Annotated in this window: 26 protein-coding genes; 23 read left to right on the top strand and 3 right to left on the bottom strand. The window is 65.5% G+C overall.

Annotated features, from left to right (window positions below):
• Positions 1-18 precede the first annotated feature (18 nt).
• The 21 genes from cybH (at position 19) to BMY12_RS09155 (ending at position 16,015) form a co-directional block, all read left to right on the top strand.
• Entirely contained in the window at positions 19-750 is a 732-nt protein-coding gene (gene cybH, locus BMY12_RS09255; protein ID WP_093284947.1) for a Ni/Fe-hydrogenase, b-type cytochrome subunit, read from the top strand.
• 9 nt (positions 751-759) lie between these two features.
• The gene (locus BMY12_RS09250; RefSeq protein ID WP_218140141.1) at positions 760-1,071 is read left to right on the top strand and encodes a HigA family addiction module antitoxin; all 312 of its coding nucleotides are present in this window, start codon (positions 760-762) and stop codon (positions 1,069-1,071) included.
• Positions 1,072-1,106: 35 nt separating this feature from the next.
• Entirely contained in the window at positions 1,107-1,784 is a 678-nt protein-coding gene (locus tag BMY12_RS09245; protein ID WP_093284944.1) for a HyaD/HybD family hydrogenase maturation endopeptidase, read from the top strand.
• A complete protein-coding gene (locus BMY12_RS09240) occupies positions 1,784-2,104 on the top strand; it encodes a HypC/HybG/HupF family hydrogenase formation chaperone (RefSeq protein WP_093284941.1) in 321 nt (106 codons plus the stop codon). Before BMY12_RS09245 ends, BMY12_RS09240 begins: the two co-directional genes overlap by 1 nt.
• A 21-nt stretch (positions 2,105-2,125) precedes the next feature.
• Complete coding sequence (locus tag BMY12_RS09235; protein ID WP_218140140.1) at positions 2,126-2,614, top strand: thioredoxin domain-containing protein; 489 nt, start codon at positions 2,126-2,128, stop codon at positions 2,612-2,614.
• A gap of 32 nt (positions 2,615-2,646) precedes the next feature.
• A complete protein-coding gene (locus BMY12_RS09230) occupies positions 2,647-3,552 on the top strand; it encodes a hydrogenase expression/formation protein (protein ID WP_093284939.1) in 906 nt (301 codons plus the stop codon).
• A 10-nt stretch (positions 3,553-3,562) separates the two neighbouring features.
• Positions 3,563-3,799: a rubredoxin gene (locus tag BMY12_RS09225; RefSeq protein WP_093284936.1), complete on the top strand. Its 237-nt coding sequence runs from the start codon at positions 3,563-3,565 to the stop codon at positions 3,797-3,799.
• Entirely contained in the window at positions 3,796-4,281 is a 486-nt protein-coding gene (gene hybE / locus BMY12_RS09220; protein ID WP_093284934.1) for a [NiFe]-hydrogenase assembly chaperone HybE, read from the top strand. Before BMY12_RS09225 ends, hybE begins: the two co-directional genes overlap by 4 nt.
• The gene (locus tag BMY12_RS09215; protein ID WP_093284931.1) at positions 4,278-5,339 is read left to right on the top strand and encodes a hypothetical protein; all 1,062 of its coding nucleotides are present in this window, start codon (positions 4,278-4,280) and stop codon (positions 5,337-5,339) included. The genes hybE and BMY12_RS09215 overlap by 4 nt, the downstream gene beginning before the upstream one ends.
• 36 nt (positions 5,340-5,375) lie before the next feature.
• Positions 5,376-5,738, top strand: coding sequence for a hydrogenase maturation nickel metallochaperone HypA/HybF (locus BMY12_RS09210; RefSeq protein WP_093284929.1), 363 nt, complete (start codon positions 5,376-5,378; stop codon positions 5,736-5,738).
• 159 nt (positions 5,739-5,897) lie between these two features.
• Positions 5,898-6,797: a hydrogenase nickel incorporation protein HypB gene (hypB, locus tag BMY12_RS09205; RefSeq protein ID WP_093284926.1), complete on the top strand. Its 900-nt coding sequence runs from the start codon at positions 5,898-5,900 to the stop codon at positions 6,795-6,797.
• Positions 6,782-8,275 (top strand): sigma-54-dependent transcriptional regulator, encoded by a 1,494-nt coding sequence (locus BMY12_RS09200; RefSeq protein WP_093284924.1) that lies wholly within the window; start codon positions 6,782-6,784, stop codon positions 8,273-8,275. Before hypB ends, BMY12_RS09200 begins: the two co-directional genes overlap by 16 nt.
• 96 nt (positions 8,276-8,371) lie before the next feature.
• A complete protein-coding gene (locus BMY12_RS09195; protein WP_218140139.1) occupies positions 8,372-9,844 on the top strand; it encodes a sigma-54-dependent transcriptional regulator in 1,473 nt (490 codons plus the stop codon).
• On the top strand, positions 9,841-10,077 hold the full coding sequence (locus BMY12_RS09190) for a hypothetical protein (protein ID WP_093284921.1): 237 nt from the start codon (positions 9,841-9,843) through the stop codon (positions 10,075-10,077). Before BMY12_RS09195 ends, BMY12_RS09190 begins: the two co-directional genes overlap by 4 nt.
• Positions 10,078-10,500: 423 nt before the next feature.
• Positions 10,501-11,463 (top strand): NADH-quinone oxidoreductase subunit B family protein, encoded by a 963-nt coding sequence (locus tag BMY12_RS09185; RefSeq protein ID WP_093284918.1) that lies wholly within the window; start codon positions 10,501-10,503, stop codon positions 11,461-11,463.
• Between the two features lie 46 nt (positions 11,464-11,509).
• Entirely contained in the window at positions 11,510-13,105 is a 1,596-nt protein-coding gene (locus tag BMY12_RS09180) for a nickel-dependent hydrogenase large subunit (protein WP_093284915.1), read from the top strand.
• A gap of 84 nt (positions 13,106-13,189) precedes the next feature.
• Positions 13,190-13,504, top strand: a complete 315-nt coding sequence (locus tag BMY12_RS09175) for a hypothetical protein (protein ID WP_093284912.1) — start codon at positions 13,190-13,192, stop codon at positions 13,502-13,504.
• Positions 13,505-13,732: 228 nt separating this feature from the next.
• On the top strand, positions 13,733-14,353 hold the full coding sequence (locus BMY12_RS09170) for an OmpW/AlkL family protein (RefSeq protein WP_177188920.1): 621 nt from the start codon (positions 13,733-13,735) through the stop codon (positions 14,351-14,353).
• 16 nt (positions 14,354-14,369) lie between these two features.
• Positions 14,370-14,843 (top strand): hydrogenase maturation protease, encoded by a 474-nt coding sequence (locus BMY12_RS09165; RefSeq protein WP_093284907.1) that lies wholly within the window; start codon positions 14,370-14,372, stop codon positions 14,841-14,843.
• Positions 14,830-15,156, top strand: coding sequence for a hypothetical protein (locus BMY12_RS09160; RefSeq protein WP_143068903.1), 327 nt, complete (start codon positions 14,830-14,832; stop codon positions 15,154-15,156). Before BMY12_RS09165 ends, BMY12_RS09160 begins: the two co-directional genes overlap by 14 nt.
• 247 nt (positions 15,157-15,403) lie before the next feature.
• On the top strand, positions 15,404-16,015 hold the full coding sequence (locus BMY12_RS09155; protein ID WP_177188919.1) for an OmpW/AlkL family protein: 612 nt from the start codon (positions 15,404-15,406) through the stop codon (positions 16,013-16,015).
• Positions 16,016-16,059: 44 nt separating this feature from the next.
• Here the strand turns inward: BMY12_RS09155 and BMY12_RS09150 are convergent, their stop codons facing one another.
• The 3 genes from BMY12_RS09150 to BMY12_RS09140 are packed head-to-tail and all read right to left on the bottom strand — an operon-like array spanning position 16,060 to position 20,838.
• Positions 16,060-18,051 (bottom strand): acetyl/propionyl/methylcrotonyl-CoA carboxylase subunit alpha, encoded by a 1,992-nt coding sequence (locus BMY12_RS09150; RefSeq protein WP_093284899.1) that lies wholly within the window; start codon positions 18,049-18,051, stop codon positions 16,060-16,062.
• Positions 18,052-18,062: 11 nt separating this feature from the next.
• Positions 18,063-19,670, bottom strand: coding sequence for a carboxyl transferase domain-containing protein (locus BMY12_RS09145; RefSeq protein WP_093284896.1), 1,608 nt, complete (start codon positions 19,668-19,670; stop codon positions 18,063-18,065).
• Position 19,671: 1 nt separating this feature from the next.
• Positions 19,672-20,838: an isovaleryl-CoA dehydrogenase gene (locus BMY12_RS09140; RefSeq protein WP_093284894.1), complete on the bottom strand. Its 1,167-nt coding sequence runs from the start codon at positions 20,836-20,838 to the stop codon at positions 19,672-19,674.
• A gap of 141 nt (positions 20,839-20,979) precedes the next feature.
• Here BMY12_RS09140 and BMY12_RS09135 point away from each other — a divergent pair, with 141 nt between their 5' ends.
• Both BMY12_RS09135 and BMY12_RS09130 read left to right on the top strand, forming a co-directional pair.
• Positions 20,980-21,654, top strand: a complete 675-nt coding sequence (locus BMY12_RS09135; protein WP_093284891.1) for a TetR/AcrR family transcriptional regulator — start codon at positions 20,980-20,982, stop codon at positions 21,652-21,654.
• A 129-nt stretch (positions 21,655-21,783) separates the two neighbouring features.
• Positions 21,784-22,128, top strand: a complete 345-nt coding sequence (locus tag BMY12_RS09130) for a DUF1820 family protein (RefSeq protein WP_093284889.1) — start codon at positions 21,784-21,786, stop codon at positions 22,126-22,128.
• Positions 22,129-22,236 lie beyond the last annotated feature (108 nt).

Raw genomic sequence — 22,236 nt, 5'->3', positions numbered from 1 at the left:
AACAATGGGGAGAAACGCATGAACGCTACCTCTTCGGCATCGCTGGCTGATGCCACTGGTACTGACGAGTCGGCCGTTGAACACGGCCGAAGCGTCAAGTCGGTGTACGTGTACGAGGCGCCGGTGCGGTTGTGGCACTGGCTCAATGCCCTGGCCATCGTCGTGCTGTGCATCACCGGCTATCTGATCGGCTCGCCGCTGCCCTCCGTGGGCGGCGAGGCCAGCAGCCACTTCATCATGGGTTACATCCGCTTCGCGCACTTCGCTTCGGCGTATGTGTTCGCGGTGGGCTTGCTGGGTCGCATCTACTGGGCCTTTGCCGGCAATCATCACGCTCGCGAGCTGTTCACGGTGCCGGTGTTCACCGGTGCTTACTGGCGCGAACTGGGCCTGATGCTGCGCTGGTATCTGTTCCTGGCGCCGCGACCGAGCCGTTATGTGGGCCACAACCCGCTGGCGCGCTTCGTGATGTTCTTCGTGTTCTTCCTCACTGCGCTGGTGATGGTGTTCACCGGCTTCGCGCTATACGGCGAAGGCCTGCAGGCCGGCTCCTGGGCCGACCGCCTGTTCGGCTGGGTGGTGCCGCTGCTGGGCCAGCCTCAGGACGTGCACACCGTGCATCACCTGGGCATGTGGGTGATCGGCTGCTTCGTGATCTTCCACGTCTACGCTGCGGTGCGTGAAGACATCATGGGGCGTCAAAGCATCATCAGCACCATGGTTTCGGGTTACCGCACCTTCAAGGACTGAGCTGTCATCATGATGAAGCCGCAACTTCCCCAACGTCATCACCGGACCGGCGTGCCCACGCGTACGCCGGTTCATCCGGGCCATCTGCTGGAGAAGTTGTTTCTGGTGCCTTTGGGAATGAACCAGACCGAGGCGGCGAGCCGCCTCGGTGTTTCCCGGCGCCGACTGCATGAGGTGGTGCGCGGTCGTCGCGCACTCACGCCGGACACCGCCGCGCGCTGCGCGCTGCATTTCGGTGCCGACGCGCAGTTCTGGCTGGTGCTGCAGGCGCAACACGACGCTTTTCTGGCGACCCGCCGTCTGCAGTCCGCGCGCAGCTGATCGCTGCGCTATCTCCTTAGCCTGAAGTCGAGAACATGTCCGAGACTATCCCGAATCAGCGCCAAAACGACTGTAACGAGGCCCGTGGCGATGATGACATCATCGTGCTGGGCATTGGCAATTTGCTGTGGGCCGACGAGGGCTTTGGCGTGCGCTGCGTCGAAGCCCTGCAACGCGATTATGAGTTTTCGCCGTCGGTGCAGATCATCGATGGCGGCACGCAAGGCCTGTATCTGATTCATCACGTGCAGGCCGCGCGTCGTCTGCTGATCTTTGATGCCATCGACTATGGCCTGGAGCCCGGCACGCTGCGGCTGATCCGTGATGAGGAAGTGCCGCAGTATCTGGGCGCCAAGAAGATGAGCCTGCATCAGACCGGTTTTCAGGAGGTGCTGGCGCTGGCCCAGCTCACCGGCCATTTCCCGGAGAGCGTGGTGCTGGTCGGCTGTCAGCCTGAAGAACTGGAGGACTACGGCGGCAGCCTGCGCGATGTGGTGCGTGCGGCGATGCCGCGAGCGCTGGCCATGGGCGTGGAGGCATTGCAGCAATGGGGCTGCAAGGTCACGCCGCGACAGACGCCGCTGGCCCTGGAGGAGGCGGTGACGCCGCCGTATCTGGCCATGACGCGCTACGAGCAGGAGCGTCCCAGCGCCGAGGTGGCCTGTCGCGTGGGCGATGACCGCTTTCTGGTCAGTCCCGAGGAGAGCCGCTGATGTGCGTCGGTATTCCCATGCGCGTGCTCAGCAGCGCCGATGGCATGGCCGAGTGCGAAGGTCGCGGCGAACGTCGTCGCGTGCGGATGGCGCTCGTCGGCGAGGTGCCGGTCGGCGAGCAGGTGCTGGTGTTTCTCGATTCGGCCATCGAGCGGCTGGATGCGGCGCGCGCCGCTGAAATCGAGGCGGCGCTGGATCTGCTGCAGGCGGCCCTGCATGGCGAGCACTCGTCAGCCGCGCCACCCTTTTCCTTGCCTTCGGCCATGGACGCCGGCTCGCTGGCTGCGCTGACCGGTGCGGCGGAATCCGCCAAACACTAAATACACAGGAGAGAGAAATTTATGAACCTCAATGACAACTCCGCGATGTTTGCATCGACGGCCAACCACCAGGCCCCGCTGTTGCCGGCGGCGATGCAACGTCTGGCCGAAAGTGAGAACTGCTGCTGGGTCAGCACCGCCACGCTCGCCGAGTTTCTCGCACAGCCCGGCGATGCCGCGCTGCTGATCTGGAGTGATCCGGTGAAGTTTCCGGAGTGCATCGATGTCGCGGTGGTGCTGCCGGAGTTGCGCAGTGCATTGAGCGAAGGCGGAACGTCGCGCTTCCGTGTCGGCGTCGTGGCGCGTGGCGACGAGTTCGCCGTGGGGGATCGCTTCGGCGCGCTGCGTCGTCCTTCGCTGGTCTTTCTGCGCGACGGCCAGTACGTCGCCACCATTCCCGGCATGCGCGACTGGGACGTGTTCCTGAACGAGGCGCGCGCCGCCTTGCAGGCGCCGCCCACGCGCCCGCCCTCCATTGCCATGCCCGCCCGCGCCGCGACGGTGAACTGAGTCTCCAGCCGTAATCAAGGACCCTAATACGCATGAACAGCAACAGCCCTGGCACCAAGCCCTTTCCGATTCCTGTCCGCACCATTGGTCCGGGCAGCCAGTCCGAGGAGGAAGAGCTGCAGTACATGAGCATGCCCAAGGGCATGAACACCTATCAGTCACCGATCCTGCCCGAGCGTGAGCAGATCGGTGAACTGCATCAGGCACAGGCAGCGCTACGTGCTGTGGCCGCCGCAGTGCAGCGTGCCCTGGCGGTGCCGCCCGAAGCCATGGCTTCGGTCTGCGAGCGCGTTGATCTGAGCGATCTGGATGAAGCCAACCGGCGCCTGGTCAACCAGGTGCTCGGTGAGGGCGAGGTCGGTGCCCGTATCGACGGCGAGGCGCCGGTGAAGGTGCAGGAATCGCTGTTCGCCGGCATCTGGCGCGTGGCGGAATTCGATGCGCAGCAGCGCCTGCTGCGCGACTACGTGGAGATCGCCGCCGCGCCGGCCCTGCTGGCAGAGCGCGCGCGACCGACCCAGGATCTGAGCCTGACGCCGCCCTCGGCGCAGAATCTGCCGCCGATGGTCATGAACGCACCGGCGATTCTCACCGAGGTTCTGGAGAAGTCGCAGCGCTGGCAGCCCGGCATGCCGGTGCATGTCATCAATCTCACGCTGCTGCCGCTGTCGCCGCAGGACATCGCGTATCTGGATGAGCGCCTGGGCGTTGCCGGCGTCAACATCCTTTCGCGCGGTTACGGCAACTGCCGTGTCAGCAGCACGCAACTGCCGCAGTGCTGGCGCGTGGTGTACTACAACTCGCAGGACGCGGTGATTCTCGACACCATCGAAATCACCTCGATGCCGGAAGCGGTGCGTGCGGCGCCCGAGGATCTGAGCGATTCCGCCGAGCGCTTCGCCGAGGTGCTGGAGTGGGTTGCGGGCAGCACGCACTGAACGCTTCGACATGAGCACGCCGCAAGCACGCTTCGAAGGCTCCTATCTGGGCGACGCCGCCCGCCTGCCGGATGACGCGCGGCTGGAGTGCAAGATCTGCTGGTGGGTCTACGATCCGCAGCAGGGCGATCCGGTCTGGCAGATCCAGCCGGGCACGCCGTTCACTGCGCTGCCATCGCACTGGCGTTGTCCGCAGTGCGATGGCGACGCGGCGCAGTTCATGGTGCTGGACGAGCCCGCCGCATGAATCGTCCAGGGCCTGCTGAGCTGGCGCGGCGCGGCGAGGAACTGGCGAACGTGTTTCGCGAGATCGCCGCGACGCGCATGGCCGGCATGCCCCTGCTCAATCCGGCCCTGCAGGTCGAGGCCATCGGCTTCGCGCCATGCTCCGGCGCTGACGAGGATGCTGTGCTGGGCATCCTGCTCACGCCCTGGTGCATGAATCTGATCTATCTGGCACAGGACGAGTCCGTTCTGGCCGCGCCGGGCGCCTCGCGCCTGCATGAGCTGGGCGCTGAGCACTACAGCTTCATCGGCGCGCATGAGCCGGCGTTCGGCGCTTACGAGATGTGCTCGCTGTATTCACCGGTTTTCGAATTCTCCGCGCAGGAAGTGGCGCGTGCGGTGGCGCTGGAAGTGCTGCGTTGTCTGCGCCAGCCGCAGGAAGAGATCGAACAGCCATCGCGTCGCCGCCTGCTGCTCGGCGGTGGCGTGGCGACACGGCCATGACCGCCGCGCAGCCCCTGCTGCCGCTGGCCGGACGCCTGCGGCTGCGCGCGGGCGTGGCCCCGGAGCGGATCGATGCGCGGCCGCTGTTTGCACAGGCCTTGTTCCAGGGCATGCCCGCGGATTCGGTGCCCAAGCTGGCGGGTCGGCTCTATGCGCTGTGCGGTGGCGCGCATGAAATGGCCGCGCGTCTGGCGCTGGCGGCGGCGCGCGGCGAGACGCCGCGCCGCAGCGACGCGGCCGCGCTGCGCGAGCTGCAGCAGCAGGCGCTGAGCGAGCATCTTCGGCATCTCTGGCTGGACTGGCCGCGGCATCTGCTGGGGCATCACGCTGCGCCCGAAGAGCTGCGCGTGCTGGCACAGCTGCGTCAGCACGGCGTCGCGGGGCTGCAGGAAGTGCTGCCGCACGAGCTGTACGGCATGCCGGCGCGCGAGTGGGTGCAGCGTCGTCGCGAGCACCAGCTGGATCAATGGCTGGCGCAGGCCGCCAGTCTGCCGGCGCGCTGTCTGCGGGCGGTGGCCGACCTCGCGCAAACCCTGCAGCTGACGCGGGTGCCCAGCCTGGAGGCGCTGCGTTCGCCTGCGGACCTGCGGCGCATTGCCGAGGCCGCGCTGGCGCGCGCCGATTTCGTGCTGACACCGGAGTTTGCCGGGCGCGCCCGCGAGACCGGCTGTTCGCCGCGTCTGCAGCGCATCGGCCGGCCACGCGCCGGTGATGTCCACGCGCGCCTGCTGGATCGCCTGGAGGAAATCGCGCTGCTGTTGCTCGACGAGCCGCTGCTGCGGGTGCGCGCCCTGAATCTCGGCGCCGGACGCGGCATGGCCTGCGTGGACACCGCACGCGGCATGCTGATTCACGCGCTGACTCTGGACGGTGCCGAACGGGTCGGGCTGTACCGCGTGATTGCGCCCACGGAATGGAATTTTCATCCGCGCGGCGCCTTCACGGCCGCCTTCGCGCGGCAGGGCGCCGCCAGCGATCGGCGTGGCGGAACCCTGCTGGCGCTGGCGTATGATCCCTGCATCGAGTTCGAAGTGCAGACGCAAAAGGACGCGGCATGAGCAAGGCCTTGTCAGCCGGCGCATGGAGAGCAGAGCATGCATGAGATGAGTCTGGCGGGCGGAGTGCTGCAGCTGGTTGAAGACACCTTGCGCGCGCAGCCGCCCGTGCGCCTGCGGGCCATCACCGTGGATGTGGGCGCGCTCGCGGGCGTGGACCTGGCGGCGCTGCGCTTCGCGCTGGAGGCGCTGCGTGCGGGTACGGTGCTGCAGGACGCGCAGATCGAGATCCAGGAGCTGCCGGCCAGTGCCTGGTGTCTGGATTGCGCGCAGTCGGTTGAAATCAGCTCGCGTCTGGATGACTGTCCGCGCTGTGGCGGCCGGCATCTGCAGCCGCTGGCGGGCAGCGAGCTGCGGCTGCGTGAATTGATAGTCGATGATCTGGTGAGCGAGTCGCTCTGAGCGGCTGCTGTTCGCCGCCTCGCGGCGACGTGAGCGGCGGCGCGTGAAATCCCGGCCCTGGCTGGCGGATCATCGCGGTCGCCTGTGCTGGCGTGAATTGCGGTGCGTCGTTCCGGATTGATTGCGGGACGGGGGATAAGGAAAACAGGAGAGAGAGCTATGTGTGTCGTCTGTGGTTGCTCCGGTGACGGTAATGCGCGTCTGGCTCCGCCGCCTCATCTTCAAGCGCAGGAGCCCGTGCGCAGCGCGAGTCCTGCGGTATCCGCCTGCGGTGATCTGCATTACGGTGCCGGCAGCGCGCGCGTCTCGGTGCCGGGCATGAGCGCCTCGCGTGCGATCCGTATCGAAGCCGATGTGCTGGGCGCCAATCAGAAGCTTGCCGACCGCAATCGCGCGCAGCTGGCGGCGCAGCGCGTGCTGGCGCTGAACCTGGTGTCCAGCCCCGGCTCGGGCAAGACCACGCTGCTGTGCGCCACCATCAATGCCCTGCGCGAACGCGCGCCGCAGCTGCCGGTGGCGGTGATCGAAGGCGATCAGCAGACCAGCCACGACGCGGATCGTATCCGTGCCACCGGTGCGCCGGCGATTCAGGTCAACACCGGCAAGGGCTGCCATCTGGACGCCGAGATGGTGGGGCAGGCCTTGGCGCGCCTGCCGGCGCTGGACGAGGGCGTCCTGTTCGTGGAGAACGTGGGCAATCTGGTCTGCCCCGCGATGTGGGATCTGGGCGAGGCCGCCAAGGTCGCCATCCTTTCGGTCACCGAAGGCGAGGACAAGCCGCTCAAGTATCCGGACATGTTCGCCGCCGCCAGGCTGATGATCATCAACAAGGTGGATCTGCTGCCGCATCTGGATTTCGATGTCGAGCGCTGCATCGCCTACGCGCGGCAGGTGAATCCGCGCATTCAGGTGCTGCGGGTGTCGGCGCGCAGCCGCGAAGGCTTCGAGGGCTGGCTGGACTGGCTGGCACAGGAGCGTGAACGCGCCGCGGCCCAGGCCCGGCAACAGGCCGCCGCTTCGGCACAGGACTTCACGAACCTGCAATGGCAGGCGATCTGAAGCCCGCAGGCACCGCCATGCCCTCCGTGCTGGTGGTGGACGACGAACCCCATTCCGTGGACGCGCTGCGGCGCGCCCTGGAGGAGGATTTCGACGTCTACACCGCCTGCTCGGTGGACGCGGCGCTGAGCCTGCTCGACCAGCGCGAGACCCAGACCGGCAACGATGCGCCGGTGGACGTGATTCTCTGCGACCAGCGCATGCCCGGCGGCAGCGGCATCGAGTTCTTCAAGCGCGTGCGGCAGACCTGGCCCGACGTGGTGCGGGTGCTGATCTCCGGCTACACCGACGCCGAGGACATCATCGCCGGCATCAATGACGCCGGCATCTACCAGTACGTGCTCAAGCCCTGGCTGCCCGAGCAGCTGCTCAAGCTGGTGGGCGAGGCGGTGGAGGCGCGGCATCTGCAGAACGATGTGCGGCGCATCGAGCTGGAGCTGCGCGCCGGCAGCGAGCCGCTGCGCCGCCGCGCGCGACAGCGGCAGGCCGAGGTCAAGCTGCATCACGAGTTCTCGCGACTGGTGCGCGCGCCGGACAGCCCGCTGGCCGAAGTCTGCCGTCTGGCGCAGCTGGTGGCGCGCTATGACCTCGCGGTGCTGCTGCAGGGCGAGTCCGGCACCGGCAAGGAACTGCTGGCGCGCGCCATTCACTACGCCAGCCCGCGCACCACCGGCCCGTTCGTGATGGAAAACTGCGCGGCGCTGCCCGACAACCTGCTGGAGTCGGAACTGTTCGGCCACAAGCGCGGTTCCTTCACCGGCGCGTTTCAGGATCACATCGGTCTGTTCCAGCGCGCCAACGGCGGCACCATCTTCCTGGACGAGATCGGCGACACCTCGCCGACCTTCCAGGTCAAGCTGCTGCGCGTGCTGCAGGAGGGCGAGCTGCGGCCGGTAGGCGGCAGTCAGGCGATTGCGGTCGATGTCCGCGTGATCGCCGCCACGCATCGTGATCTGGAAGCCGAGGTGCGCGCCGGCCGTTTCCGCGAAGACCTCTACTACCGGCTCGCGGCGTTTCCGCTGGTGGTGCCGGCGCTGCGCGAGCGCAGCATGGATCTGCCGGTGCTGGCCGAATCGATTCTGCAGCAGGCCGCGCAGGATCTGGCCAAGCCGGCCAAGGGCTTCAGCGAGGAGGCCATGGCCTGTCTGCTGGCCTATCCCTGGCCGGGCAACATCCGCGAGCTGCGCAATGAAATCTATCGCGCGCTGACGCTGGGCCAGGAACTGGTCATCGGCGCCGAAGTCTTGTCACCGCGCGTGCTGCGCGGCCGGCTCAGCACCGACTCGGCGGAACCGGTGGCCCTGAATCTGCCGCAGGGCGGCAGCCTGCAGGAGCGGCTCAGCGCCATGGAGGCGGTGATTCTCAAGGAAACCCTGCTGCGCTGCCGCTGGAACAAGACGCAGGCGGCCGCCGAGCTGGGCCTGTCGCGCGTGGGCCTGCGCCAGAAGCTGCAGCGGCTGGGACTGGAACGCCGCTGATTTTCCCCGGGGTGGGGCGGCAGGCTGACGCGATTGACTTCATGCGTCGGCGTGCTAGTGTGCTAAGCAAATATACAAACTGAAAAGGCAAGCATCGTGAACGCGCATCCTGGCCTGGGGGGATTGCTGCTCGTCGTCGATGACGAGCCACAGGTGCGGGCCGCGCTGGTGCGCTGTCTCCAGGAGCAATACGAAGTCCTTTCCGCTGCCTCCGGCAGCGAGGCCCTGAGTCTGCTGGGCAAGCATCCGGTCGATCTGATTCTCAGTGACCAGCGCATGCCGGACATGAGCGGCGTGGACTTCTTCGCACGCACCCGCATCTCCCATCCCGAGGTGCTGCGCATCCTCATCACCGGCTATTCCGAGCCGGAAGACATGATCCGCTCGATCAACGAGGCGGCGGTCTACCAGTTCGTGGCCAAGCCCTGGCAGCCCGATCATCTGCTGCTGATCGTCAAGCGTGCGCTGGAAGGCCGCGAGCTGGCGCGGCGCCATCGCCTGCTGAGCCGCGAGCTGAAGTTTGCCGACGATGTGCTGCGCCGCGAAACCGAGGGCATCGTCAAGCTGCTGCAGGAAACCTATCGCTTCGACCGCCTGATTTTCGCCAGCGACGGCATGGCGCAGGCCTGCAATCTGGCGCGCAAGGCGGCGGTCACCGATCTGCCGGTGCTGATTCACGGCGAGACCGGCACCGGCAAGGAACTGATGGCGCGCGCCGTGCATTTCTTCAGCCAGCGCAGCGACTATCCCTTCCTGGCGCAGAACTGCGGCGCGCTGCCGGACGAGCTGCTGCACTCGGAGCTGTTCGGACACAAGCGCGGCTCCTTCACCGGCGCCATCGGTGATCGCCTCGGCCTGTTTCCGGCTGCCGACGGCGGCACGGTGTTCCTGGATGAAATCTCCGAGGTCTCGCCGTCCTTCCAGGTCAGCCTGCTGCGCTTCCTGCAGGAAGGCGAGGTCAAGCCGCTGGGCACCAACGACACCCGCCACTGCAATGTGCGCATCATCGCCGCCTCCAACCGGCCGCTGAAAGAGCTGGTCCAGCAGGGCAAGTTCCGCCAGGACCTGTATTTCCGCCTGCGTGGTTTCGAGGTGGACATTCCGCCGCTGCGTGAACGTCCCGATGACATCCCGGTGCTGGCCGAATACGCCGCCGAAAAATATGCCGAAGCCATCGGTCGCAAGATCGCCGGCATCTCGCAGGAAGTGATGCGGCGGCTCAAGGCGCATCCTTTTCCCGGCAATGTGCGCGAGCTGGAGAACGAGGTGCGGCGCATGGTGGCGCTGGCGGAAGAGGGGGAGTTTCTGTCGGTGCGGCATATGTCGCCGGAGTTCGTGCGTCTGGCGCCGAACAAGGAAACCTCCGCCGCAGTATTTCTGCGCGGCAAGGAGACGCTCAAGCAGAAGGTCGAGTCGCTGGAAGCGGAGCTGGTGACGCAATCGCTGTTGCGGCACAAGTGGAACCACAGCCGCGCCGCGCGCGAGCTGGGCCTGTCGCGCGTGGGCCTGGCCAACAAGATCAAGCGCTATCAGCTCGATGAACGGCAGATGGAAGGCGGTGGCTCATGACTCGCGACGATCCGCAGCAGGACGGCAACAAGGTAAGGACGTTTCCGCAGTCGCGGACCCGGCCGCCGGCCACGCCCGGTGGCTTCAAGGATCTGGGCATCACGCCTCTGGCGCGGCAGCTGGGTTTGAGCGCCGAGCAGACCAATGGCCACTGGTGCAGCCGCTGCCAGGGCATCTGGTTTGGCTACACCCTCGAAGCGCAATGTCCGGTCTGCGGCAACCGCAACGGCTGAGCTGGCAGGCTGATGCAAACGCTCGGTGCTGAGTGTTTGCTTCGATAAAGACGCGGCTTTCCGCACTCCCGAAAAACCAGGCGCGTAGAAGCGTCTGATCTGTGCTCGCACGTCCATGTGCCGGGCGTGCGCGACCGTGTCTGCGCTGCGGATCTTGATCCCGTGAAGCTTACAAAACCTGCAAGCTTGCTTTGCAGGTCCGAGCATTTGCTAAGCAGCTTTACATGCCGATCGTCGAATTTCTGCGAAGCGATTCGCTACGCAGCTGAAATCGCTAAATAAAAAAGAACGACTCGCATTGGCATTGGCCTTGCTCCTCTCCTGGCCAGGTACCCGGCTGCATTGCTCGCAAGAAGCGGCGTCGAGTCTGCAGATCGGGATGCGCGGTCGATAAAGACATCACGATGTGAGGAGAAATACGCAATGGCAAATCTGCTCTGGCTGCAGGGCGGTGCTTGTTCCGGCAACACCATGTCGTTCCTCAATGCCGAAGAACCCAGCGCCTGCGATCTGGTCACTGACTTCGGTATCAACATTCTCTGGCATCCCTCGCTGGGTGTGGAACTCGGCGACAATCTTCAGAAGCTGCTGCGCGACTGCGTATCCGGCGCGATTGCGCTGGATATCTTTGTCTTCGAAGGTACGGTGGTGAACGCGCCCAATGGCACCGGCGAGTGGAACCGCTTCGCCGGCCGGCCGATGAAGCAGTGGGTGAAAGAGCTGTCCGCCGCCGCCGGCTATACCGTGGCGATCGGCGATTGCGCCACCTGGGGCGGCATTCCTGCCACCGCACCGAATCCTTCCGACTCGCAAGGCCTGCAGTTTCTCAAGCGCGCGCAAGGCGGCTTCCTGGGCGCCGGCTACAAGTCCAAGGCCGGTCTGCCGGTGATCAATGTGCCGGGCTGCCCTGCGCATCCGGACTGGATCAGCCAGATCGTGGTGGCGGTGGCGACGGGACGCGGCGGCGATCTGGCGCTGGATGATCTGCAGCGGCCGAAGACCTTCTTCCAGAGCTTCACGCAGACCGGCTGCACCCGCAACATGCACTTCGCCTACAAGGTCTCCGCCACGGAATTCGGACAGCGCAAAGGCTGCCTGTTCTACGACCTGGGCTGCCGCGGACCGATGACGCACTCGCCCTGCAATCGCATTCTCTGGAACCGTCAATCCTCCAAGACCCGCGCCGGCATGCCCTGCATGGGCTGCACGGAGCCGGAGTTCCCGTTCTTCGATCTGGCGCCGGGCACGGTGTTCAAGACCCAGACCGTGATGGGCGTGCCCAAGGACTTGCCCAAGGGCGTGGACAAGAAGGGCTACATCGCCCTGACCGGTGCGGCGAAGAACGCGGCACCGAAGTGGGCGGAAGAAGATCTGTTCGTGGTTTGAAGCCGCATCACAAAACGATTACTCGGGATAGCGTGAGGAGAATGACATGGCAGTGCAAACCCTGGACATCTCGCCCGTCGGGCGTGTGGAAGGCGATCTGGATGTTCGTGTCGATATCGAGAACGGCGTCGTCACCAACGCCTGGACGCAGGCGGAACTGTTCCGTGGCTTTGAAATCATCCTGCGTGACAAGGACCCGCAGGCCGGACTGGTGGTCACGCCGCGCGCCTGCGGCATCTGCGGGGCTTCGCATCTGACTTGCGCGGCCTGGGCTCTGGATACCGCCTGGCAGACCGAGGTGCCGCGCAATGCGATTCTGGCGCGCAATCTCGGGCAGCTGGTGGAATCGATCCAGAGCCAGCCGCGCTACTTCTACGGTCTGTATGCGATCGACCTCACCAACAAGAAGTATCGCAACAGCCCGTTCTACGAAGAAGCGGTGAAGCGCTTCGCGCCGTTCACCGGCAGTTCTTACGAGGCCGGCGTCACCATCTCCGGCAAGCCGGTGGAGATCTACGCGCTGCTGGGCGGACAGTGGCCGCATTCCTCGTACATGGTGCCGGGCGGCGTGATGTGCGCGCCGACGCTCACCGACATCACGCGCGCCTGGTCGCTGCTGGAGTACTTCAAGAAGAACTGGCTGGAGTCGATCTGGCTGGGCTGCAGCCTGGAGCGCTACGAGCAGATCAAGACCTACGATGACTTCATGGTCTGGCTCGATGAACGTCCCGAGCATGCCAATTCCGATCTGGGCTTCTACTGGCGCATGGGCCTGGATGTCGGTCTGCACCAGTACGGCGGCGGCGTCGGCAAGTACGTGTCCTGGGGTTATCTGCCGCACGAGGACAAGTACCAGAAGCCGACCATCGACAGCCGCAACGCCGCGCTGATCATGAAGAGCGGTGTCTACGACGGTGCCACCGACACCCACGTGCTGATGGATCAGAAGTTCCTGCGCGAGAACACCACGCATGCCTGGTATGACGAGGGCGGCGCCGATGTGCATCCCTTCGACCGTACCACGCGGCCGGTGCAGAAGAACGACATCGATCACGCCGGCAAGTATTCCTGGGCCACCAGCGTGCGCCACACCGATGTCGGCCGACTGGAGGCGGGGCCGTTCGCGCGCCAGCTGATCGCCGGTGGCCGCCATGGCGAATCCTGGCAGCACTACGACGGTCTGGTGCTGGACATGTACAAGAAGATGGGCGGGCCCAACCTGCACCTGCGGCAGATCGCGCGCATGCACGAAACCATCAAGCTCTACCGTCAGGCCGAGCACTGCCTGCGCGAATTCCGCCTCAACGATCCCTGGTACATCAAGCCCAAGGAGCGCGATGGCCGCGGCTGGGGTGCGACGGAAGCGATCCGCGGTGCACTCTGTCACTGGATCGATGTGCAGAACGGCAAGATCAAGAACTACCAGATCATCGCGCCGACCACCTGGAACGTCGGACCGCGCGACGGCGCGCAGGCGCGCGGTCCCATCGAGGAAGCGCTGGTCGGCACCCCCATCGCCGATACCAGCGACCCGGTCGAAGTGGGCCATGTCGCGCGCTCCTTCGACTCCTGTCTGGTGTGCACGGTGCATGCACACGACCGCAAGACCGGCAAGGAGCTGGCGCGCTTTCGCACCGCCTGAGTCGGGTCTGATGCGACAGCCGCGGCGCCTGCGGGCGCTGCGGTTGTCGCCCGTTTTTGAGCGCGCGGGACAAAGGATTCAGGCATGCACAGCGATCAGGAGCAGAAGTTGCGCGAGAAGATCGGCCGGATGCTGGCCGACGGTCTGCAAACCCAGACGGAGCCCTTTCCGGAAAACGACACACAGTTTGGCCAGTTGCTCACCCAGCTGCGCGATATCGATGCCAAGGATCTGAAAGCCAAGCTGGTGCTTTCAGGGTTTACCAACAGTCCCTATGGCGAGGACCGCATGCGTTGCCAGGAGTGCATGTATTACCTGGTGCATCGCAAGTGGTGCGATCTGCCGGAGCTGGCCTTGCCGGTCGAGCCCGACTGGTGGTGCCGGCTCTGGCGAATCTGAAACAGGGCTAGTGTCGTGAGTCAGAAGTTCCTTGATGAAGTCGCCGAGGATTTTTCGTGGCTGGCAAGGCACGCCGACGAGGCATAGTGGTGACTATGGCGAGGAGGCGCAACGCCGCCAGACGCGAAAAAGACCGGCGAATTCGCATGCGAATTTCTGACTCACGACACTAGAAGCCTCACGCGCCTCGCATGGCGCGGCGCAAAAACACATCGAAGAGGAGAGTCAGTGAACATACAGCACAAGTGCAGGACGGGTCTGGTGGCGGCGCTGGCAACGCTGGCGCTGGGCGGCGGCGGGCTGGCGCAGGCGGCGGATTCCCATCTGCTGCTGCACGCCGGGATCGGCTACCTGGTGTCGGATGCCAAGTCCGATGGTCCGCTGGATCTGGACGTGGGCGATCAGCCGGCGCTGGAAATGGACGCCACTTACTTCGTGACGCCGGCCATCGGTGTGAACCTGCTGGCGGCCTTCGTGACGCCGGAAGTGAAGTCTGCGGGCGCATCCTTGGGGTCGATCGGGCTGGTGCCGCCGATGCTGGTGGGGCAGTTCCATTTTGGTTCCGCCGGCAGTCCGATCCGTCCCTACCTGGGCGCCGGCATCAACTACAACCTTTTCCACGACAAGACCGGCAGCCTCGACTCGCTGCGCGTGAAGGTCGATGACAGCATCGGTCTCGTGGGGCAGGTCGGCGCCAACATGAATCTGTCCCGAGGCCTGACGCTGAACGCCGATGTGCGCTATCTGAAGTTCGACAGCGACGTGACGGTGGGGGCCAATCAGGCGCTGAACGACAAGCTCAAGTATCAGGGCTTCCTGATCAACCTGGGCCTGGGTTTCTGGTTGTAAGGTGTTGAGACGGGCGATGCTGACCATCATCGGTTGCGGCAATCTCAATCGCTGTGATGACGGCATCGGCGTTCTGGTCGCGCAGGCGCTGCAAACGCGCCTGCGCGACGATTTTCGCCAACGGGTGCGGATCTTCGATGCCGGCACCGGCGGTATGGACGTGATGTTCCAGGCCCGTGGTGCGCATCGCCTGATCATCGTCGATGCCGCGCGCAGCGGCGCCGAGCCGGGTGCGGTGTTCCAGGTGCCGGGCGAGGAGTTGAGCGGGCATCCGGAGCCTGGTTACAGCCTGCACGACTTTCGCTGGGACCATGCCTTGTACGCGGGCCGGCGCATCTTCCGTGAAGCCTTCCCGCAGGAAGTCAGCGTCTATCTGATCGAGTCCGCCTGTCTGGAGCTGGGCGTGCAGATTTCAGAACCCGTGAAGGTGGCGGGCTTGAAAGTGGTGGCGATGATCGAGCGGGAGATCGCGGCGTATGCCGGCGCCTGAGATGCTGCAGGTGCTGGTGCGCGCCGGCAATCTCTATCTGAGCGCCGCCTTGTGCCAGCGTTATCTGCCGCAGCTCGGCGCGGTGGCCCTGCTGCGCCGCGAACCTTATGTGCTGCTCCTGCCTTTGCTGCCGGAAGCGGGCGGGCTGCTGCTCAAGCAGCGCAACGCCGCCGGTGATCGCGTGCTGCATGCTCAGGAATTCTTTCGCGAGCACGGCTATGCCGAGCGCGACGAGCCGCAATCCTTGCCGGTGCATTGGGATTCGACGCAGGCCGCCTTGTGCATGCCGGAGCCCGCACGTCGCGCGGCCTGAAGCGCGCGGACCTCACGCTGCAGTCCTCGTTGCTGCAAGCCTGCTTTGCGCAGCGCCGTCGCTGACGCAAAGCCGGTTTCCGCCTGATGGCGCACACGCCATCGGCCTTGAGACGTATCCGGCTGAATTTGCTTCATAAAGAAATTTCGATGGCGATGGCATCGGCCTTGCTCATACAGGCCGCGCGGCGCGCGCAAGGCGCAGTCCGCGAGCCATAAATCCAAATCGAACGATGGAGAGAGAGCGCATGCTTGAGCACAAGCGGCTGTGTGCGGGAATTTTCGGGGCGGTGACCATGATCGGTGCAGGCGCGGTGCAGGCAGCGGACTCCAAGCTGTTGCTGCATGCCGGTGTCGCTTATCTGGTATCGGATGCCAAGTCCGATGGTCCGCTGGATCTCGATGTGGGCGATCAGCCGGCGGTGGAAGTGGATGCCACTTACTTCGTGACGCCGGCCATCGGCGTGAATCTGCTGGCGGCCTTCGTGACGCCGGAAGTGAAGTCGGCCGGGGCGTCCCTGGGTTCGGTCGGCCTGGTGCCGCCGATGCTGGTGGGGCAGTTTCATTTTGGCTCGGCCGGCAGCGCGATCCGTCCCTACGTGGGCGCGGGCCTCAACTACAATTTTTTCCACGACGAGACCGGCAGCCTCGACTCGCTGCACGTGAAGGTGGATAACAGCGTGGGCCTCGTGGGGCAGGTCGGTGCCAACATGAATCTGGCCGGTGGCCAGACGCTCAATGCCGACGTGCGGTATCTGAAATTCGACAGCGACGTCTCGGTGGGCGCCAACCACGCCCTGGACGACAAGCTGAAGTATCAGGGCTTCCTGATCAATCTGGGTCTGGGTTTCTGGCTGTAGCGGGGTCTGCAGGGCCTGTCCGCAGCGGGGCAGGCCCTGCCGTTTTATTCCGCGGAAAAATCCACCAGCTGTGTGCCCTCGGCGACCTGCTCGCCCAGCGCGCAGTGAAAGCCACGCAAGAGCCCGCGCGCCGGTGCCTTGAGCGTGTGCTCCATCTTCATCGCTTCCATCACCAGCAGCGGCGCACCGGCCTCGACCGTGGCGCCCGGCTCGCAGAGCAGGGCGATGATCTTGCCGGGCATGGGCGCCGCCAGGCCACCCTGATCCTGTTCGTGCTCGCCGGCGTGGCGCAGCGGATCGTTCAACTTCAATTGCAGGCTGCGGCCATCGGCGAACAGATGAATCTGTTCCTGATGTTCCAGCAGCTGCGCCGAGCCGGTGCGCGTGCCGATGCGGTAACTCAGCGCCTGTTCGCCGTCGTCGCGAAGCTGCGCGTCCAGACCGTCGATGCGCAGCCCCTGCGCGTATTGCAGGCGCACAGGCTGTTCCTGCTCACCGATGAGGAAGCGCAGTTCGCGCTGCAGCGTGGCATTGAGCCGCCAGCCGTCGCCCAGCGCCCAGGGGCTGTGCGGGTCCAGCGTTGCGGCGGCTTGCGCGCGCAGCTGGGCGGCTTCGCGGGTCTGCTGCCAGAGCGCGGCCAGCTGCGCACCGGCTTGCGCATCGAACGCATCCCGCTGCAAGAGCACGGGCAGCTCGCGTTCGATCAGGCCGGTGTCCACCGTGCCGGCGTGGAACTGCGCATGATCGATCAGGCGCGCGAGAAAGTGCAGATTGTGCTGCAGACCCACGATCTGCGTCTGGCCCAGGGCCGCGAGCATGCGCTCGACGGCCTGCGCGCGATCCTCGCCCCAGACGATCAGCTTGGCCAGCATCGGATCGTAGTGCGGGCTGATTTCATCGCCCTGCTCGATGCCGCTGTCCAGACGCACGGCCTCGGTCTGCGGCGGCGTGGCGAAGTGCTGCAGGCGGCCGATGCTGGGCAGGAAGTTCTTGACCGGGTCTTCGGCGTAGATGCGCACTTCGATGGCATGGCCGCGCAGGGGAATCTGTTCCTGCGTGAGCGGCAAGGGTTCGCCTGCCGCGACGCGCAGCTGCCATTCCACCAGGTCCTGCCCGGTGATCATCTCGGTGACCGGATGCTCCACCTGCAGGCGCGTGTTCATCTCCATGAAGTAGAACGCGCTGCTGCCGGCCTCCGCGATGAACTCCACGGTGCCGGCGCCGACATAGTTCACGGCGCGCGCGGCCTCGCAGGCGGCGCGGCCCATGGCGGCGCGCTGCTCGGCACTCATGTGCGGAGCCGGGGCTTCTTCCACCACCTTCTGGTGGCGGCGCTGCGCCGAGCAGTCACGCTCGTGCAGATGCACGATATGGCCCTGGGTGTCGCCGAACACCTGGATCTCGATGTGACGCGGCTGCTGCAGGTATTTCTCCAGCAGCACGCGCGCATCGCCGAAGCTGGCCTGCGCCTCGCGCTGGCAGGAGGCGAGCAGGGCGGCGAAGTCTTCGTCGCGCGTCACTACGCGCATGCCCTTGCCGCCGCCGCCGGCCGAGGCCTTGATCAGCACCGGATAGCCGATCTGCCGTGCTTGTGCCTGCAGGAAGGCCGCGTCCTGTTCATCGCCGTGATAGCCCGGCACCAGGGGAACGCCGGAAGCCTGCATCAGCTGCTTGGCCGCCGACTTGCTGCCCATGGCGCGGATCGCCGCAACCGGCGGGCCGATGAAGACGATGCCGGCTTCGGCGCAGGCCTGCGCGAAGGCCTCGTTCTCGGAAAGAAAACCGTAGCCCGGATGAATCGCCTGGGCGCCGCTGGCCTTGGCCGCCGCGATCACCTTGGCGATGTGGAGATAACTCTCGCGCGTCGGCGCGGGGCCCACGCAATGCGCCTCGTCGGCCAGGCGCACGTGGCGCGCGCCGGCATCGGCTTCGGAATAGATGGCAATGCTGCGGATGCCCAGACGGCGGCAGGTCTTGATCACGCGACAGGCGATCTCGCCGCGATTGGCGATGAGCACGCTGGAGAAAAGCGTCATGGCGGCGTCTCTTACATGCGGAACAGGCCGAAGCGCGTGGGCGCAATCGGCGCATTGAGGGCGGCGGACAGGCCCAGGGCCAGGGTGCGGCGGGTCTGTGCCGGATCGACGATGCCGTCGTCCCAGAGGCGCGCAGTGGCGTAGTAAGGGCTGCCCTGCTGTTCGAACTGTGTGCGGATCGGTGCCTTGAAGGCGTCCTCGTCCTCGGCGCTCCAGGTTTTCTTCTGCGCTTCCAGGCCGTCGCGGCGGATGGTGGCCAGCACATTGGCAGCCTGCTCGCCGCCCATCACCGAGATCTTCGAGTTCGGCCAGCTCCACAGGAAGCGCGGCGAGTAGGCGCGGCCGCACATGCCGTAGTTGCCGGCCCCGTAGGAGCCGCCGATCAGCACCGTGAACTTAGGCACCTGCACGGTGGCCACCGCCGTCACCAGCTTGGCGCCGTCCTTGGCGATGCCGCCGTTTTCATACTTGCGGCCGACCATGAAGCCGGAGATGTTCTGCAGGAACAGCAGCGGAATGCCGCGCTGTCCGCAGAGCTGCACGAAGTGCGCACCCTTCTGCGCCGACTCGGAGAACAGGATGCCGTTGTTGGCGACGATACCGACCGGATAACCATGGATATGCGCAAAGCCGCAGACCAGGGTGCTGCCGTAGCGGGTCTTGAACTCGTCCAGACGCGAACCGTCCACCAGACGCGCGATCACCTCGCGCACGTCATAGGGCTTGCGCACATCGGCGGGAATCACGCCATAGAGTTCGCCGGGATCGTAGCGAGGTGCCTCTGGCGTCTGCAGCTGCAGCTGCGGCTGCTTGACGCGATTGAGCGTGCCCACCACCTGACGCACCAGGGCCAGGGCATGGTGATCGTTTTCGGCGAAGTGATCGGCGACGCCGGAGATGCGCGTGTGCACATCGGCGCCGCCCAGGTCTTCGGCGCTCACCACTTCGCCGGTGGCGGCCTTCACCAGCGGCGGGCCGCCGAGGAAGATGGTGCCCTGGTTCTTGACGATGATGGTCTCGTCGCTCATCGCCGGCACGTAGGCGCCGCCGGCGGTGCAGGAGCCCATCACGCAGGCGATCTGCGGGATGCCCTGCGCGGAGAGATTGGCCTGGTTGTAGAAGATGCGGCCGAAGTGTTCCTTGTCCGGAAACACCTCGTCCTGCATCGGCAGGAAGGCGCCGCCGGAGTCCACCAGATACACGCAGGGCAGGTTGTTCTCGCGCGCAATCTCCTGCGCGCGCAGATGCTTCTTCACCGTCACCGGGTAATAGGTGCCGCCCTTGACCGTGGCGTCATTGGCCACGATCAGGCATTCACGGCCGGCAATCAGGCCGATGCCGGTGACGATGCCGGCGGAAGGCACTTCACCGCCGTACAGGCCATCGGCGGCCAGTGCGGACAGCTCCAGAAAGGCGCTGCCCCGGTCCACCAGGGTGTCGATGCGCTCGCGGGCCAGCAGCTTGCCGCGCGCGGTGTGCTTGCTGCGCGCCGCTTCCGAGCCGCCCTGCGCGGCGCGCGCGGTCTTCTCGCGCAGCTCGGCCACCAGCTTTTCCATCAGCGCGGCATTGGCGCGGAATTCCTCGCTGCCGCTGCGCAGCTGCGATGCGATCAGGCTCATGTCAGCGCGTCTCGTTGAACAGTTCGCGGCCGATCAGCATGCGGCGGATTTCCGAGGTGCCGGCGCCGATCTCGTAGAGCTTGGCGTCGCGCCACAGGCGGCCGGTGGCGTAATCGTTGATGTAGCCATTGCCGCCCAGGATCTGGATCGCCTGTCCCGCCATCCAGGTGGCTTTCTCGGCGGAGTAGAGAATCGCGCCGGCGGCGTCCTTGCGCGTGGTTTCGCCACGGTCGCAGGCCTTGGCCACCGCGTAGACATAGGAGCGGCACACCGACAGGCCCACGTACATGTCGGCGAGCTTGCCCTGCATCAGCTGGAACTCGCCGATGGCCTGACCGAACTGCTTGCGCTCATGCACATACGGCACGGCGATATCCAGGCAGGCCTGCATCAGGCCCAGCGGACCGCCGGAGAGCACCACGCGCTCGAAGTCCAGGCCGGACATCAGCACATTGACGCCGCGCCCCACCGCGCCCAGCACGTTTTCCTCCGGCACCTCGCAGTCGGCGAACACCAGCTCGCAGGTGTTGGAACCGCGCATGCCCAGCTTGTCCAGCTTCTGCGCCATGGAGAAACCCTTGAAGCCTTTTTCGATGATGAAGGCGGTGATGCCGCGCGGGCCGGCCGCCGGATCGGTCTTGGCGTAGACGATCAGGGTGTCGGCATCGGGGCCGTTGGTGATCCACATCTTGTTGCCGTTGAGCACATAGCGGTCGCCCTTCTTGTCGGCGCGCAGCTTCATGCTCACCACGTCGGAACCGGCGCCCGGCTCGCTCATCGCCAGCGCGCCGATGTGCTCGCCGCTGATCAGCCTGGGCAGATACTTGCGCTTCTGTGCCTCGTTGCCGTTCTTGCGCAGCTGATTGACGCAGAGATTGGAGTGCGCGCCGTAGGACAGGCCCACCGAGCCCGAGGCGCGGGAGATTTCCTCCACGGCCACCACGTGCGCCAGATAGCCCAGATTGGTGCCGCCGTAGTCCTCTTCGACGGTCAGGCCCAGCACGCCCAGTTCACCCAGCTTGCGCCACAGCGGCAGCGGGAACTGATTGCTGCTGTCGATCTGCGCGGCCAGCGGTGCGATCTCGCGCTGTGCGAACTGGCGGACGGTCTCACGCAGCAGATCGATTTCCTCGCCCAGGGCGAAGTTCATGGATGCGGCAAACGACATGGACGGCTCTCCTTGCCGGCGCAGCGTTGGCGGTTGCGGCGTCGCCGGCTCTAGAATTCGAGGGAAGATGACGAGCGGCATTCTAGGGCCGCCGGCAACAAAAGTGAATAGACTTTCACAAATTTAAAGGATGTTCAGTTCATGGCCTATAAACGCTCGGCGCTGATGCAGGAGCGGCTCGCGGACAACCGCGAGCGCATCGTGCGCGCAGCGCGCAAGCTGATTGGCGCCGGCGGCTTGCGCGAAGCCTCGATCAACGCGGTGGCGGCACAGGCGGGTTTGTCCACCGGCGCCCTGTATCGCTATTTCCCGTCCAAGGCGGAGCTGTTCGTCGAAGTGCTCAACGACGCAGTCCGCAACGAGGTGGCGATACTCGATGCCATCGTCGACGGCGAGGGCAGTGCCGCGCAGCGCCTGCGTGCGGCGGTGCGCTCCTTTGCCGAGCGCGCGCTGGAAGGCCCGCATCTGGCGTATGCCTTCATCGCCGAGCCGGCCGATGCCGAGGTCGACGCCGCGCGTATCCTCTGCCGTCAGCAGTTCGGCAATGTCTTCAAGCGCGTGTTGCGCGAGGGCATCGCCAGGGGCGAGTTTCCGGCGCAGGCCCTGGATGTGAGCGCGGCCTGCATCGTCGGCGCCTACACCGAGGCCCTGGTGCGGCCCACCGCAACGCAGACGCGGCGCGGTGCCGGTGATGCCAGGCTGGTGGCGGAGATCGTCGAGTTCTGCGCCCGCGCCGTGGGCGCGCCGCTGGATGCGGGCGGGAGCGGCAAGCATCACGCAAAGACGCAAAGAACGCCGAAGCGCAAAACCGCGTGAAGCAGCTTGTGGAAGCGCGGTGCCCTTTTGTGCCTGTTCGTGAATCTTTCATCCAGGATGGGCGCGTTGTTTGTGAGCCGCGACGGCTCTTAGAATGCCGGTCAGTCTCTTTCCGGTGAAGGTTTTTCCATGGCGGCCCCCAAGCGTCTGTATCGCGTCAGCTTCATGAACAAGGGACAGGTGTACGAGATCTATGCCCGCGAGGTCAGCCATGGCGCGATGCTGGGTTTCGTGGAGATCGGCAAGCTGGTGTTCGGCGAGCAGAGCACCCTGGTGGTGGACACCAGCGAGGAAAAGCTCAAGCAGGAGTTTGCCGGTGTGGAACGCTTCTACGTGCCGGTGCACGCCGTGGTCCGTATCGACGAGGTGAACAAGCAGGGTCCCTCGCGCATCGTCGAAGGCGAGGGTGGTTCGGGTTCATCCAAGGTCACGCCGCTGCCGTTCTACACCTTTGGTGGCGACGGCAAGAAGTGAACCGGCCATGTCGCGTGCGCGGCCTCAGAGGGTCGGGCCGGGGTTCAATCAAGAATGACCGTCGCGCCATGGATGGCAGCAGCTCATGATGCGTTTCGCGATGCTCGG

The sequence above is a fragment of the Solimonas aquatica genome (genome assembly GCF_900111015.1).
GTDB lineage: Bacteria > Pseudomonadota > Gammaproteobacteria > Nevskiales > Nevskiaceae > Solimonas > Solimonas aquatica.
Note: the sequence above shows the minus strand (reverse complement) of the source record. Positions and strands in the feature narration are given on the sequence as shown.

Excerpts from the sequence above, each read along its gene's own strand:
- BMY12_RS09215 (WP_093284931.1), top strand. The coding sequence starts at position 4,278 with ATGACCGCCGCGCAGCCCCTGCTGCCGCTGGCCGGACGCCTGCGGCTG.
- BMY12_RS09180 (WP_093284915.1), top strand. The coding sequence starts at position 11,510 with ATGGCAGTGCAAACCCTGGACATCTCGCCCGTCGGGCGTGTGGAAGGC.
- BMY12_RS09140 (WP_093284894.1), bottom strand. The coding sequence starts at position 20,838 with ATGTCGTTTGCCGCATCCATGAACTTCGCCCTGGGCGAGGAAATCGAT.
- BMY12_RS09135 (WP_093284891.1), top strand. The coding sequence starts at position 20,980 with ATGGCCTATAAACGCTCGGCGCTGATGCAGGAGCGGCTCGCGGACAAC.
- hybE (WP_093284934.1), top strand. The coding sequence starts at position 3,796 with ATGAATCGTCCAGGGCCTGCTGAGCTGGCGCGGCGCGGCGAGGAACTG.
- BMY12_RS09190 (WP_093284921.1), top strand. The coding sequence starts at position 9,841 with ATGACTCGCGACGATCCGCAGCAGGACGGCAACAAGGTAAGGACGTTT.
- BMY12_RS09210 (WP_093284929.1), top strand. The coding sequence starts at position 5,376 with ATGCATGAGATGAGTCTGGCGGGCGGAGTGCTGCAGCTGGTTGAAGAC.
- BMY12_RS09130 (WP_093284889.1), top strand. The coding sequence starts at position 21,784 with ATGGCGGCCCCCAAGCGTCTGTATCGCGTCAGCTTCATGAACAAGGGA.
- BMY12_RS09155 (WP_177188919.1), top strand. The coding sequence starts at position 15,404 with ATGCTTGAGCACAAGCGGCTGTGTGCGGGAATTTTCGGGGCGGTGACC.
- BMY12_RS09175 (WP_093284912.1), top strand. The coding sequence starts at position 13,190 with ATGCACAGCGATCAGGAGCAGAAGTTGCGCGAGAAGATCGGCCGGATG.
- hypB (WP_093284926.1), top strand. The coding sequence starts at position 5,898 with ATGTGTGTCGTCTGTGGTTGCTCCGGTGACGGTAATGCGCGTCTGGCT.
- BMY12_RS09235 (WP_218140140.1), top strand. The coding sequence starts at position 2,126 with ATGAACCTCAATGACAACTCCGCGATGTTTGCATCGACGGCCAACCAC.
- BMY12_RS09250 (WP_218140141.1), top strand. The coding sequence starts at position 760 with ATGATGAAGCCGCAACTTCCCCAACGTCATCACCGGACCGGCGTGCCC.
- BMY12_RS09165 (WP_093284907.1), top strand. The coding sequence starts at position 14,370 with ATGCTGACCATCATCGGTTGCGGCAATCTCAATCGCTGTGATGACGGC.
- BMY12_RS09245 (WP_093284944.1), top strand. The coding sequence starts at position 1,107 with ATGTCCGAGACTATCCCGAATCAGCGCCAAAACGACTGTAACGAGGCC.
- BMY12_RS09200 (WP_093284924.1), top strand. The coding sequence starts at position 6,782 with ATGGCAGGCGATCTGAAGCCCGCAGGCACCGCCATGCCCTCCGTGCTG.
- BMY12_RS09240 (WP_093284941.1), top strand. The coding sequence starts at position 1,784 with ATGTGCGTCGGTATTCCCATGCGCGTGCTCAGCAGCGCCGATGGCATG.
- BMY12_RS09230 (WP_093284939.1), top strand. The coding sequence starts at position 2,647 with ATGAACAGCAACAGCCCTGGCACCAAGCCCTTTCCGATTCCTGTCCGC.
- BMY12_RS09145 (WP_093284896.1), bottom strand. The coding sequence starts at position 19,670 with ATGAGCCTGATCGCATCGCAGCTGCGCAGCGGCAGCGAGGAATTCCGC.
- cybH (WP_093284947.1), top strand. The coding sequence starts at position 19 with ATGAACGCTACCTCTTCGGCATCGCTGGCTGATGCCACTGGTACTGAC.
- BMY12_RS09150 (WP_093284899.1), bottom strand. The coding sequence starts at position 18,051 with ATGACGCTTTTCTCCAGCGTGCTCATCGCCAATCGCGGCGAGATCGCC.
- BMY12_RS09160 (WP_143068903.1), top strand. The coding sequence starts at position 14,830 with ATGCCGGCGCCTGAGATGCTGCAGGTGCTGGTGCGCGCCGGCAATCTC.
- BMY12_RS09225 (WP_093284936.1), top strand. The coding sequence starts at position 3,563 with ATGAGCACGCCGCAAGCACGCTTCGAAGGCTCCTATCTGGGCGACGCC.
- BMY12_RS09185 (WP_093284918.1), top strand. The coding sequence starts at position 10,501 with ATGGCAAATCTGCTCTGGCTGCAGGGCGGTGCTTGTTCCGGCAACACC.